Below are 13,526 nucleotides of genomic sequence, written 5' to 3'. Positions count from 1 at the left end.
TACAAAAAAACAATCGGAAGTTGATTGCAAAAAGCCTAAATCACTTCGCGATTTAGGCACCAAACTATACGATATCCTTCTTATGAAACAAGTTCACCAAATAATGACGAATCTTCTATCTTATCAAGTAAAAAGCATGATTTATTCTTACCAAAGAGCATTAATCGGTGCAAAGGTCTTGTCATGGAAACATACAATAGCTTAATATCGATTTCATTTGCTTCAAATGCTTCATCCATAGTGCAAACAATTACAACATCGAATTCAAGACCTTTGGATAAATGAGAACTAACAATGACCACTTTATCTTTATTAATTTCTTCATTTTCCTTCAAATGCTGGATAGGTAATTTGGAATATTGACCGAATAGCTTTACTAACTTCTTACATTCATTATTCGTCTTACCAATAACCGCAACCGTTTTAAGTCCATCAAGATACATTTTCTCAATCTCAGAACATATCTTTTCAATAGTTGTTTTATCTGATGATGTCTCGATAAATAATGGCTTGTGACTATGGCGAACAACCGGCTCCACTGTTGGAAGCTGCAATTGCAGAAGCTTTAATATCTCATTTGCTGCGTTCATGATTTCAATAGTAGTTCGATAGCTTTTTTGTAATGTTTTATAGCTTGCCCGAGGAAATATTTCTTTATAGACTATACTCCAGTCATTGATTCCTCGATAGGAATGAATTCCTTGAGCAAGATCCCCCACAATGGTGAACATATCTGTTTCTAATACACTTTTAAGGGCAAATAATTGAAAATAACTATAATCCTGTGCTTCATCAATGACTACATTTTTTACACGCAGCATCTTATCAATACCAAATAGTTTTCCCTGTAGATAAAGCATCGCCGCTAAATCCTCTACTTCGTAGCTTCGCTGTGCATATAGAGAAAATTGATAGTTACAGAAGAAATCAATTTGTTCTTCACTTAACATTCCAGATGCATATTCTGAGAAAACTTCAGGCTTTGTTACAAGCTCTCTATAGTAGTGGAACAAATCATATTTAGGGATTTGCTTTATATAAGTATTTACAGCTGTTTTTACTTCTTTTTGAATTTCCTTTAAAGCTTCATCCTTTTTATCTAGCGCCTTTGAAACATATTTGCGCCTAGTGTTAGGATCAGCTTTACTATACAAGGCTTTTTCCAGTTTATTATCATAAAAATTAGTGATTCTTTCAATCATTGTCTTTTTCTCTGTTCTTACATGATTCTGAAGAACCCGCTTAATTTTTTCAACCCTTTGATAATATGGCAGATATTCATACTCGTATGTCATTAATTTTCTTATTTTTTTGGCACTGTAAAGCCGAAATTTCGAAACATAGAAATCTTCTTGAGGAACCAGTGTTTTCAAGATATCCTGCAAATAACGATCAATAATATCCCGAAATTGCAATGATCCTTTAAAGGCGGAAAGCCAACGGGTCAACTCTGGTTTTTGGATCTCACGGTTCATAATTTTAAGCAGTTTTTCATCTGGGTGAGTTAATTTTATCTTTTTTCCGATGCACTTTAAAACATAATCAACGAAGGTAGTTTGATGAATATTCTCCACTCCCAGCTCTGGGAGCACTTCTGAAATATAATCGATAAATAATCGGTTTGGGGCTAAAATCATTAGCTGATTTGGAGTGAAATGGTCGGCATAGGTGTATATAAAATATGATAAACGATGCAATGCAATAGTCGTCTTTCCACTTCCAGCTGCACCTTGGACGATAATTGGCTTGTTAAGATCAGCACGTATGACATTGTTTTGTTCCTCTTGAATAGTAGAGACAATTTCTGTAAGACGATTGCTGGAGCTGTTTGCTAGTGACATTTGGAGCAATTCGTCATTTGTGGTTAAATCTATATCGCGAATATCTTCCAGCTCACCATTTTCAATGATAAATTGACGTTTTAGCGATAAATAACCTGAGTACTCTTCTCCTTCTGCTACATAGGATACATCTCCTAATCGTCCATCATAATAAAGATTTGCGACAGGAGATCGCCAATCCACAATAATTGGCATCTGCGTTTCTTTATCAAAAAGAGAAACCTTTCCTATATAGAGGATTTCCTCTTGATTTGTTTCCTCCCGCAGAAAATTTATTTTTGCAAAATAAGGTTTGCTTTCAAATTTCCTCAATCTTTTCACTTCATCGGCCGTTCGCCTTAACAAATTAGAATTGGTCAGCATACTCATGTAGCCAAAACTGGAATCCTTAAGATCCATTCCTTCCAATGCTTGCTTCATATTTTCTTTAAAATTTTCTTCATTTGATTCCGAAGCTTGAATCACAATCCCCATATATTTTTTTGTAAACGCCAAACGCTCAAGCTCATCTTGATAATCGGGGTGACCAGTATTAGGCATAAAAAGCCTCCTTTCTAATTATAGTACGCAAAAAGGCCATGAATTCACAATAAGATTCATGACTTTACACTCTTTACATTTTTTAAGACGTAAAAATGATTATATTACATTTCCACAAAAAAGTCTAACAGTTTGTATAATTCTTTTAATTTAATTAGATGTATAGTTTTGCATTATTTAGGTGAAAACTATACGGTGAAATTTATTTTAAATGGATATTTACCCTTTATGTTCCGCTTAAAATTTTCAGAAAGACTGTATAAAAACAAGTTCTATCTAGAAATACTATGAATGGAAATGAATAATGGAAATATCCGTGTTGGAGGTATTTGAATGGTAACAGGTAAAGTTAAGTGGTTCAATGCAGAAAAAGGCTTTGGATTTATTGAGGTCGAAGGACAGGACGATGTTTTTGTTCATTTTTCTGCCATTCAAGGCGAAGGCTTCAAAACACTTGAAGAAGGGCAAACGGTCACATTTGAAATTGAACAAGGCGCCCGTGGACCACAAGCAACAAATGTTCACAAGCAGTAAGACCAAAAGACTCCATAATATTTGGAGTCTTTTTTGTTTAAGAAAGAGGCGCATCCTTTTCTTTTTATTTTACAGCAACACTATTATTTTTAATATGTTGTAACACAATTAGTATACCGCTGAAATATATTTGTCACATTTGAATGGTATTCTTTTCTTAAGACAAACAAAAAGGAGCAAAGAACTTGAAGAAATTTATTCTTACTCTTAGTACATTGCTTATAATAACGTTTGGAATATCAAACGGCGCATTTGCAGCCTCTAATACATATACAGTAAAAAAAGGCGATAGTTTATATATCATAAGCAAAAAATACAAGATTTCCATTGCGCAGTTAAAACAATGGAATCATCTTTCTTCCAACACCATACATATTAATCAAAAATTAAACATATCAGCACCTAAGAGCACAGTTAGTACAAATGCCGCAAATGCAAAAGCCTCTACATCGAAGGTATTAACGGTAACAGCTACAGCATATACAGTTAACTGTAAAGGATGCGGAGGATTTACAGCGACTGGAATCAATTTAAAGAAGCATCCAGATGCAAAAGTCATTTCTGTTGATCCTAAGGTAATTCCCTTAGGCACTAAGGTTTATGTAGATGGATACGGATATGCAATTGCAGCTGATAAAGGCAGTTCTGTAAAAGGCAATAAAATCGATGTATTTTATCCAACTCTTAAACAAGCCTATAAATGGGGAAGAAAAAAAGTAAAAGTAAGGATTATAAAATAGAGTAAAAGCAGCTGAATGGCTGCTTTTATTTTTTTGCTTTGTTAAAATAGGAACTATAAGAATTGTTCCATAATTCAAAACAGAGGGTGATCCAATGAAAAAAAGAAAGTTAGTGATTACGCAAAATATTCAATCATGCTATATCGATGAAATGAAAAAAATAATTCCAAATTGGGATATTATCGTGGGAAAGGATTCATCAGCATGGATGGACCATCTCCAAGATGCAGAGATAATCGCAGGCTGGAAAAAGGAAATAAAAGAATACTGTATTGACCAAGAATCTAAGCTGCGCTGGCTTCAGAGCTGGAGTGCAGGTGTTAATAGCTTTCCATTAGATAAAATGGCAAATAAGGGAATTATCATTACCTCCGCAAGCGGTGTTCATGCCTTTCCAATCTCTGAAACGATCTTCGCATTAATGCTTGGTTTAACTAGAAAAGTCCATACATATGTGAAGAACCAAATAAATAAGGTTTGGCATCATGCCAATTTAAGCCTCGAAATGCATGGAAAAACAGTGGGGATTATCGGAGTAGGTGCAATCGGAAAGGAGACTGCCAAAATCGCTAAGGCATTTGGAATGAAGGTTATCGGAATACGCCACTCAGGCAGACATGAAGAATTTGTTGACGAAATGTATGCCTCTTCCCAATTAAACAATATTCTACCCCAGTGTGATTATGTAGTTGTTACCTTGCCTTCTACAAATGAAACCTATCACATGTTTGGAAAAGAACAGTTTTCATTGATGAAGCCATCCGCCTTTTTCATAAATATTGGCCGAGGAGATACTGTGGTAGAGAAGGATTTAATAGCAGCATTACTAGAGGGAAAAATTGCTGGGGCAGGATTAGATGTATTTGAGAAGGAACCATTACGTGAGGAAAGTCCGCTTTGGGAACTTGAAAATGTTATTATCACTCCACATACATCTGGATCAACTGAAAATTATGATAGAAGAGTAATAGAAGAAATCCTTCTCCCTAATCTACGGCATTATGTAAAAGAATTAACGCCGTCCATTAATATCGTGGACTATAAAAAAGGGTATTAAAGAAAAAACACCCCCCGGTGTTTTTTCTTTAATACAGTGTAAATTTTGAAAGTGTATGGTTTAATTCGGATGTTAGAGCACGAAGGGAGGAAACTTTATCCACCATTTTTTCCGATGCTGAAAGCTGTTCAGCCGTTGAAGCGGATATCTCTTCACTCCCAGCAGCCGTTTGCTGTACTACCGCACTTATATTTTCTACATTGGATAGAACCTGTGATCCCAATTTTTTAGATAAAGACATTCCTGTAACTAAATCTTTTATGTTGCCAGATATCCCTGCAACCTTTTCATTGATTTCCACAAAAGAACGCAAGGTTAAATCCATTGATACAGATTGTTTCCCTGCAATTGCAACCCCTTCTTCTACTGAATGCTGAACATGTTGAAGCCCATCCTGAATTCGATTTACCATTTCAAAAATTTGTTTTGTGGCACTTGCTGACTCCTCAGCAAGCATTCTTACCTCGTCAGCCACAACAGCAAAACCCTTTCCTGCTTCTCCGGCTCTTGCCGCTTCAATTGCTGCATTTAAGGCAAGCAAATTGGTCTGATCCGCAATACTGGAAACACTTCGTGCCATATCTTCAATTTTTGTAGTATATAATACAAATTTTCTTGTGGCTTCTTCTATTTGCTTCGTAGCATCCACATTTTCCTTCATTAATATTTCTTGCTCCGTAATGGCATTTTGGCCATTTTCTATTGATTGGACAGCTTCCTCATTATATTTGGAGGATAAATTAGTAAGTTCTACATTCACTGCAAATTCATTGTCCATTTTTTCAATTACTGCCACTGCATCCTGCAAATCATTGGATATCGTCTGGGTTCCAGTCGATAATTCCTCCGTAGATATTGCTACTTGCTCACTTATCTCTTTTAGCAAGAAGTTTTCTCCTTCTATTTCTTTCGCATAGATTTCTACCTTTTCACTAGTTAATTCCACTGCATGTATAAGTTCTTTTAAATGTGAAACCATTGCTTCAAACGATTGATTTAACAGTCCAATTTCATCGTTAACTTTATAGTTGATATTGTTGACTACAAGATTTCCTTTGGCAATTTCCCCCGCATTTTCTGAAAGCTTTCTTAATGGAAGGGTAATAGACCTAGTCAACAAGAAACCAATCGATGCGGAGAGTATAATTAAAATGACACTTCCAACTATGGCAAATGTAATAATATTGCCTATTTGCTGCTTTTGGAGGTCTTTTAAATAATCATAATAATTACTAGTGTTCAACTTTAATAAATACAAATCATTGATAATACCCTCTGTACGAATCGACTGTCGGCCAGCTTCTGCAGAATTATGCTCATTTAAAGCTATAGTTGAATCTGATTTTAGTTCCTTAAATTTAATAAATGCCTTATGGACCGTTTCTATATTTGAGTCGTTCTCTAACAAGGATTGTACCTCTGCAAAATCGGACTCTGCATTCTTTATATCTGCTAATCCCTTTTGTTTATTAGCATCCGACATATTATAAGAATAGTTGCTTAAGCTTTGCTTTACTGTGCCTATTTGCGAATCTAGCTTCTGAACAGATAGAAGTATATTTACATAGTCTTGATTGGATGACTGTACAGTCAGCATTTTTATAATGATATAGACAATCATTATGATTGCAATAGCTAAAGTAAAAAAAGAATTCAATAATAATTTACTTTTTAATTTCATGCTGTCCCTCCATGATGCACTATTTGTTAATAATTGTTTTTATTTCTTCGCTTGAAAGCTTTTCTTTTAAACTATCTAGTGTTTGTTGATCTTTATCGGATAAATGAATGACTCTTATTGGAGCTAATCCAATACCATTTTCCTTGAGGCCCAATTGAATTTGTCCTTTTTGAAGACCTTTATGGTCGACCAAATTTTTTGCTACTTGATAAAGAGCGATATCAATATTCTTTTGCATGGACGAAATAACTGCTTTCTCCGCATAAAAATATTGATCGCTATCCACTCCGATTGCATATTTATCATATTCTTCCGCCGTTCTTAGTACTCCTACCCCGGTAAAGCCTGCAGCGGCATATAATACGTCCGTACCATTATGAATCATTTTTCGTGCAATCTCTGCACCAAGCTTATCATTTCCGAAATCTCCTGCATAAACAGATTCCACTTTTATTTTTGGATTAATAAATCTAGCACCCTGCTTAAAACCATTTTCAAATTTATGAATGAGTTCAACATCGTCTCCTCCAATAAAACCAAGTTTATTAGATTTCGACGTTAATGCTGCAAGGGCCCCTGCCAAAAAGCTTCCTTGGTCCTCCCTAAAGGTAATCGATGTAACATTCGGCAGCGTTGAAACAGAATCAACTAAAATAAATTTTTGCTTAGGATACTTTTTTGCTACCTTTTCTAAATCAGCTTGAACTGCAAAACCAAGACCAATAACAACATCATTTCCCTCTTTTACTAATTGCTCTATACCATTTTCATAGGTTTTACTATCCTTTAGTTCCCGGTAGTCAAATAGAATACCCAATTCATCTCTTGCCTTACTTAATCCATTAAATGCCGCATCACTGAACGATTGATCGCCTAAACCAACATCGGACAGCATGATGCCGATTTTTATCTTTTTGGCCTGCTTTTCGCTCTTTTGCGGGGCAGCACAGCCTGCTAATAAACATATAATTATAAGAAAACTAGTTAGTTGCTTTATCTTCATGTTCTCTCTCCCAAAGATGTAATAGTGATTTAAATCATATAAATCCTATTACTTATATCGGTTATATCCTTCATTAATTTAATTTCTTAAAGTATCTAAAGCAATCTTCCATTGGAATAATCTTTTTAGCATAGGGAAAGGGTAATCCAAAATAAAAATAATTAAACACCCCTCCACTTAGAAAATCGGAGGAAGGATATAAAAAAAAGCTAGTCCATAATTTTTTTGTTCATTTACATCTTTTTATTCAGTAAAAATGGTTTATTCTTTGCTTATTGGAGGCGAAATACATGAATGAGCTAAATGGTGTCTTTGCAATCATTTTGGCGAGTGGTCAATCCAGTAGAATGGGAACCCCTAAGTTGTTATTGCCATGGCACGGACTAACAATAATGGAACATACTCTTCAAAAGGTCTCCATGCTCTCTTTTGAAGGGATAAAAGTCGTCATTCCAACAAAAAATGAAAAGTTAAGAGCGATTACATCTATGTATCCCTGCGAATCAATTATCAATACTTCCCCGCATTTGGGAATCGGTCATAGCTTATCTTTAGCAATCCGCTCACTCCCTTCCACAACTAAAGCAGCGATTGTATTCCTTGGTGATCAGCCTAAAATACATGCAGATGATATACAAGGGGTATTGGGGGTGTTTAAGCAATTACAAATTCGTCATTCAGATAATCCAAATAAAAGCATTATTCAAGTAAAATACCGTGATGGCAAATCTGGTCACCCCATTCTCTTTTCTCCTCACTTTTTTCATGAATTGATTTCGTTAGAAGGTGATCAAGGTGGAAAAGGTATTATTCAAAAAAATGAGCAATTTGTTTACCAGTCGAAAAGCGTAAACAATTACCCTAAAGACATTGATACACCAAACGATTATCACCAGTTAATCAACGAAGATATCTGTTAGCGTACAAATTAAAAAAATCCCCTGCTTGATACTGTTAGTAAGTATAACTAATTTTAACTTTTGAAATTAATTTTTATGTAAGGAGTCCAATCCATAATCGAGAAACATACATAGTTTATTAAGGAATAAGCCATGGGGGTGATATTGTGGATGGTGCAGGTTACGGTGCAGGTTTTGCACTAATTGTCGTATTGTTTATCCTTCTGATTATCGTAGGAGCAGCTTACGTTTACTAATCAGTAAGTAAACATTTTGAAAGGAGGATCTTTATGTTTGGTCGTTGGGGATACGGATATGGTGGCTACGGTGGATATGGCTACGGTGGCGGCTATGGCTATGGAGGAGGATTCGGTTACGGCGGCGGCTTCGCCCTACTCGTCGTATTGTTTATCCTTCTAATTATCATTGGTGCCGTCTGCTGGGCTTAATTGTATCCACTTTTAAGCTAACTAAATCTATGTAGTAGTGAAATAAAAGAGGCTAACTATCATTAGTTTGCCTCTTCTCTTTTCGAGGCTCTTTTCTAAAACTTTGTTGCTTTCGTTAACGAAAACCTTATAACAAACCTTATTTAGGCATGGAAGCATCATCTTAAGAAAAGTTGCCTTCGAAACCAAGCGTACATTTGTATGGACAAAGATTTGGAAAGAAACAATATATACGAGAACAGCCCTTTTGAAACTTAAGGGACAATTCATACCACTTTTCTAACACATATGTTTATCCCATTTTCCTAACATATTTAGTAGACTTTATAAAGTAATTCCTCGGTCTCTTGCAAACTTGGCTGCTTCCCCCCTTGTTCTTACGCCGATTTTTGAATATAAGTTAGATACATAATTTTTAACCGTTCCCTCACTTAAAAAAAGGGCTTTTGCAATTTCACTATTTGATTGGCCTGCTTCCATTCTTTTCAGGATATCCATTTCTCTATTCGTTAAAGGCTTTAAATCCATGAAGGAGGTATTAATGGCTAAATTTCTCTTTGCCTTAAATTGAATTTCTGGAGTATATTTTCTCCATTCCTTACTCCATTTCTCCGGTTCAAACTCGCATTGATAAATCAATCGAATTGCATTGATTAACAGGTGTGGTGGAACCTCCTTCAAAAAACAGGAAACAGCTCCGGCATGAAGAGCATCTAGAATCCATTCATCATGATCAAAGGTTGTTAATACTATTGTTTGTGCTGTTTTCGATAAAGCTGAAATTTTTCTCGTTGCTGATACACCATCTAGGTCCGGCATTCTCAAATCCATTAATACTACATCTACGGGAGATTCAGAGAACATATTAAGAGCTTGTGCTCCAGTTGCTGCTTTCCAAATTACTTTCATATCCTGCTCTAAATCTATGATAATTGCTAAGCTTTCTCTAACTAAAGCCTGGTCTTCAGCAATACCTATTTGAATCATAGTTTTCCCCCTTTATCTTTGATACGGAATCGAGATATGAATAGTAGTACCATAATTTGTGGTGCTTTCCATCTGTAATTGGGCATCTATATTTTTGGCCATTTGCCTTATGGAAGAGATACCAATTCCATTTTGAACGCTACCTTCCACCAATGAAAAACCCTTACCATTATCGCGAACAGTTAAGCTAAGCTTTGACGCTTCTATTTGAGAAAATATGTAGATTTTCGTGGCTAGCCCATGTCTTATAGCATTCGTGACAGACTCCACAATGAATCTTGAAATGAATTCACTTATTTCAACAGGACGATGAAAGTGAGTCCAGTTAATTTTTACTGACTGATACTGGATATCAATTTGAGTAATCTCCCTTAGTCTTTCCAGAGAATCAATTGTCCATTTAAACCATTGATCTGGAGTTTGCTTTCCTTCATTCCACTGGTGCACGGCTCTCCTCATTTCATTTAATCCTTGCTCTGCTGCTTCCCTTGCTTTCATAATATAGGTATCCTTTTCAGAGCCATCAATGGCAGCCGCAACATCCATGGCCCTTATTACCGCCATCCAATATTGCCCCATTGTGTCATGTAATCGTTGACTCATTCTTACCCTTTCTTGGTCTCTTACCATTTGCTCTCTTTCAAATCCAGAAAGTGCAATTAATCTCCTAGATTTTTCTCTTTCATGTAAGAATCCATTAATAATAGATCCATATAATAATAGAATCATAAATACCATTATCGGCACCCAAATATTAGTGCCTGGAACGCACCACCTGAATAAAATAACCTCTGCAACTGTAATAACAAATATAAAAATTCTATCCAATAATCTTAAATGCATGGATGTCCTGATTAAAGGTGAAATGAAAGCAAAAAGTAATATATAACCATTTAACAGAACCACCCAAAGGCTTATGGAAAACATTTCAATCCATACACCTGTCCTCATACGCCGAACTAACTCATCCGGTTTTTTCCACAAATCCCACGTTCCCCAACTAATGACAATAATCGTAATAATCCACTTACCAACACTAAGAGCAGCATGACTATAAATAAAATAAAAACAAAAAATCGTGACATAACCGAGCAACCGTATTGCAACAAAAAACTTATTCATTTGTTTCTCCTGTGAAACTGACTTTTTTATGACCAAGGTCAATTTTTATGTGACTATCACTATTATTATACTGAATTTATCAAATATTGATAATTTCATTTGAAAGGATGAAAAAAATGAATACGGAAGAAGTTAACACACTTGCATTAGAAATTATGGAGAGAAAAAGCGTGACAAATTGGACCGAGCAGCAATGTTCAAGACATACATGGGATTTACTTATCGAGGCAGCACGGAGATCCCCTTCCTCCTGGAATCATCAACCTGCTAGATACATTCTTTTAGACGAAAAGGAATCCATTCTGAAAATAGAAAACGCCTTGCACAGAACTAATCGATGGGCATTAAAGGCGGCGGGCCTCATTGTTCAAGTTGCAAATCCGGAAGATGATGATCAAATTGCAGGGAAAGATTATTATTTATATGATTGTGGAGTAGCCATGATGAGCATTATATATCAAGCAACTATTATGGGAATTACATGTCGGCAGATGATTGGTTGGGATGAGGCAGAAGTGAAACGGATTCTACAGATTCCAAAAGAGTTCCGAATTGTTGTGATTACTGCTATTGGGTATCCTACTAGCTCAGGTTTAAGCAAAATAACTAATGAGCTAAAAAGAAAATGTACGGGTCAAGACAAACGTTATCATCCTAAGCACACATTCTTTTGGGGAACATGGAATGGGGGCAACAAAGATGAAGGAAGATAATATTAGGTTAAATTCATCTTGGCTTTCACCTAATGTCAAAAAGAAGGTAAATCATTTACAATTTAACACTTATATGATTGGATTATTACTTGTGTATACATTGGAAGACTTTTTTTCTCCCTCGATACAATGGATTTTTTCCATTTATACTATTGTAGCTTGGGTAACCATTTTTACAATTGATCCCTCTAGACTTCCTGAGGCAGTAACAAGTAAAATCAAACAAAGAAAGGCGAAGAAATATTTTATTCTGTTTGCTCTACCATTATTTTTGATTATCTTAATCCTTATGTTTATCCTTAAGGTTCCATTGATATTGCCGCCTTTCACATTTGGCTATCTGTTGAATGTTATCATTCAAGCGTGTTTACTTGAAGTGCTTTATCGTAATATTTTGCAACCAAGGTTTAGACAGCTGGGATATAGTAGCACTGTTTCTATCTGCTTTCAAAGCATATTATTTGCTATTATGTTGTACGTTCACACATCATCCATTATTATCACTGCAGGGTCTTTTCTAATCGGGATAATAACAGGTTTAATAGCCTATTTGACTCGAAGTATTCGTCTTAACATAGTTATAATGATTATTTGGATCCTATTATTTTTCAACCCATAAAAAACTTACGATTTCTATGTAACATCGCATCTACGGTGTTACATTTTCTTTTGAATTGAAGAATTAAGAGTATCGAAATTTGTCAAATCCATAGAACCATTGTCGAAAGTGTTCCAATTTTCGCCAGCATCCCTCATAATGTTACATATGTCCTAGTACTTTTGTATCTCATTGATTTTTGTAATTTATAAAAATAATTTGATGGACATATTTAAAATTCATCTTAGCAACCCAAATCCTAACTAGAGAGAATTCCATTGTAGGAGTGGACAAAAATGAAAAACTACTACAGCCTTCTAGATTTATCAAATCAAATTGATCATTTACGAAAACAAATGATTGAAATTGGTACAAAAAAGGGCCTTAAAAGTCCGGAAACCTTATTTCAAAGCCAGGAGCTGGACAAGCTTATTTATGCCTATCAATCATTAACGAAAGGTTTTCGTGAGCCTTCTAAGACTAAGGGAGGAAATTAATAGACTTGCCACTTAATGGTATGGAAAGAAAACACTTACTATGTTAAGTTAGTAATAATAGTTTTCCATTTTGGATTTATTTAGGAGTATTTTATGAATTTCTTAAAGAACTTACTTGCATTTGCTTATCATCAGGCATTATCCTGTATTTTTCCACTGGTTATATTCCTTACCTTAGCCTTGTCAAAGTTTATCTCCATTCCTTTTCTTCACCGCTATGATTTCATATTATTAATCTGTATATTAACGCAAATTTTATTGCTTGTAACGAAGATTGAGACAATTGATGAATTGAAAGTTATTTGTGTTTTCCATGTTATTGGTTTACTACTGGAGCTTTTTAAGGTACATACAGGTTCATGGTCTTATCCTGAAAAAGCATGGACTAAAATTTATGATGTCCCGCTTTACAGCGGATTTATGTATGCAAGCGTCGCAAGTTATATGTGCCAAGCATGGCGGCGACTTGATATAAAACTATATCATTGGCCGCCATTTGCTATTGTTTCTATTCTTGGTTTCTCTATTTATCTGAATTTCTTTACAGATCATTATATAATGGATTTTCGCTGGATTATAAAGTGTTTCATCATTATTCTCTTTTTCAAAACATATGTTACTTTTAAAATAAGGAATAACGTTTTTAAAATGCCCCTGGTCCTTTCCTTTTTACTAATAGGATTTTTCATTTGGGTTGCTGAAAACATCTCTACGTTTTTCGGAGCCTGGCAATATCCTAATCAATCAAACGGCTGGCATCTTGTTCATTTAGGAAAAATCAGCTCATGGCTATTGCTTGTAATAGTAAGCTTTATTGCAGTTGCACAGCTAAAGCATGTAAAAGCCCGAAAAAAATCATGAAAAG

14 protein-coding genes and 1 pseudogene are annotated in these 13,526 nt (G+C 35.2%); 10 read left to right on the top strand and 5 right to left on the bottom strand.

Translation table 11 applies throughout. The features are described 5' to 3' along the window. Positions 1-80: 80 nt before the first annotated feature. Positions 81-2,381, bottom strand: a complete 2,301-nt coding sequence (gene helD / locus KHA87_RS17000; RefSeq protein WP_213095377.1) for an RNA polymerase recycling motor HelD — start codon at positions 2,379-2,381, stop codon at positions 81-83. A 333-nt stretch (positions 2,382-2,714) separates the two neighbouring features. On the opposite strand from helD, the gene KHA87_RS16995 reads away from it, so the two are divergent. From KHA87_RS16995 to KHA87_RS16985, 3 genes are all read left to right on the top strand, one after another. Further along, positions 2,715-2,915: a cold-shock protein gene (locus tag KHA87_RS16995; protein WP_213095376.1), complete on the top strand. Its 201-nt coding sequence runs from the start codon at positions 2,715-2,717 to the stop codon at positions 2,913-2,915. Positions 2,916-3,100: 185 nt separating this feature from the next. Then, positions 3,101-3,655, top strand: coding sequence for a 3D domain-containing protein (locus tag KHA87_RS16990; protein ID WP_213095375.1), 555 nt, complete (start codon positions 3,101-3,103; stop codon positions 3,653-3,655). Positions 3,656-3,749: 94 nt separating this feature from the next. After that, on the top strand, positions 3,750-4,712 hold the full coding sequence (locus KHA87_RS16985) for a D-2-hydroxyacid dehydrogenase (protein ID WP_213095374.1): 963 nt from the start codon (positions 3,750-3,752) through the stop codon (positions 4,710-4,712). A 28-nt stretch (positions 4,713-4,740) separates the two neighbouring features. Here the strand turns inward: KHA87_RS16985 and KHA87_RS16980 are convergent, their stop codons facing one another. Both KHA87_RS16980 and KHA87_RS16975 read right to left on the bottom strand, forming a co-directional pair. Then, positions 4,741-6,393: a methyl-accepting chemotaxis protein gene (locus KHA87_RS16980; RefSeq protein WP_213095373.1), complete on the bottom strand. Its 1,653-nt coding sequence runs from the start codon at positions 6,391-6,393 to the stop codon at positions 4,741-4,743. Between the two features lie 19 nt (positions 6,394-6,412). Further along, a complete protein-coding gene (locus KHA87_RS16975) occupies positions 6,413-7,396 on the bottom strand; it encodes a BMP family lipoprotein (protein WP_213095372.1) in 984 nt (327 codons plus the stop codon). A gap of 290 nt (positions 7,397-7,686) precedes the next feature. Between KHA87_RS16975 and KHA87_RS16970 the strand changes: the two genes are divergently transcribed. From KHA87_RS16970 to KHA87_RS22685, 3 genes and pseudogenes are all read left to right on the top strand, one after another. Further along, a complete protein-coding gene (locus KHA87_RS16970) occupies positions 7,687-8,316 on the top strand; it encodes a nucleotidyltransferase family protein (RefSeq protein ID WP_213095371.1) in 630 nt (209 codons plus the stop codon). Between the two features lie 125 nt (positions 8,317-8,441). Continuing rightward, entirely contained in the window at positions 8,442-8,552 is a 111-nt protein-coding gene (locus KHA87_RS16965) for a YjcZ family sporulation protein (protein ID WP_481748379.1), read from the top strand. A gap of 123 nt (positions 8,553-8,675) precedes the next feature. Continuing rightward, positions 8,676-8,744: pseudogene (locus KHA87_RS22685) on the top strand (YjcZ family sporulation protein); the annotation flags it as partial. Between the two features lie 324 nt (positions 8,745-9,068). On the opposite strand, the gene KHA87_RS16955 reads toward KHA87_RS22685, so the two are convergent. Both KHA87_RS16955 and KHA87_RS16950 read right to left on the bottom strand, forming a co-directional pair. Continuing rightward, positions 9,069-9,731 (bottom strand): response regulator transcription factor, encoded by a 663-nt coding sequence (locus KHA87_RS16955; protein ID WP_213095369.1) that lies wholly within the window; start codon positions 9,729-9,731, stop codon positions 9,069-9,071. Positions 9,732-9,743: 12 nt separating this feature from the next. After that, positions 9,744-10,853, bottom strand: coding sequence for a sensor histidine kinase (locus KHA87_RS16950; protein WP_213095368.1), 1,110 nt, complete (start codon positions 10,851-10,853; stop codon positions 9,744-9,746). A gap of 116 nt (positions 10,854-10,969) precedes the next feature. Here KHA87_RS16950 and KHA87_RS16945 point away from each other — a divergent pair, with 116 nt between their 5' ends. The 4 genes from KHA87_RS16945 (at position 10,970) to KHA87_RS16930 (ending at position 13,522) form a co-directional block, all read left to right on the top strand. Next, positions 10,970-11,566, top strand: coding sequence for a nitroreductase family protein (locus KHA87_RS16945; RefSeq protein WP_213095367.1), 597 nt, complete (start codon positions 10,970-10,972; stop codon positions 11,564-11,566). Next, positions 11,538-12,185 carry a CPBP family intramembrane glutamic endopeptidase gene (locus KHA87_RS16940; protein ID WP_213095366.1) on the top strand — a complete coding sequence of 216 codons (648 nt, stop codon included), beginning with the start codon at positions 11,538-11,540 and terminating at the stop codon, positions 12,183-12,185. The genes KHA87_RS16945 and KHA87_RS16940 overlap by 29 nt, the downstream gene beginning before the upstream one ends. A 275-nt stretch (positions 12,186-12,460) precedes the next feature. Beyond that, positions 12,461-12,661 carry an aspartyl-phosphate phosphatase Spo0E family protein gene (locus tag KHA87_RS16935; RefSeq protein ID WP_213095365.1) on the top strand — a complete coding sequence of 67 codons (201 nt, stop codon included), beginning with the start codon at positions 12,461-12,463 and terminating at the stop codon, positions 12,659-12,661. Between the two features lie 93 nt (positions 12,662-12,754). Further along, positions 12,755-13,522: a DUF817 domain-containing protein gene (locus tag KHA87_RS16930; protein WP_213095364.1), complete on the top strand. Its 768-nt coding sequence runs from the start codon at positions 12,755-12,757 to the stop codon at positions 13,520-13,522. Positions 13,523-13,526 lie beyond the last annotated feature (4 nt).

It is taken from the genome of Bacillus sp. FJAT-49736 (assembly GCF_018343615.1).
Lineage (GTDB): Bacteria > Bacillota > Bacilli > Bacillales > Bacillaceae_C > Margalitia.
Note: the sequence above shows the minus strand (reverse complement) of the source record. Positions and strands in the feature narration are given on the sequence as shown.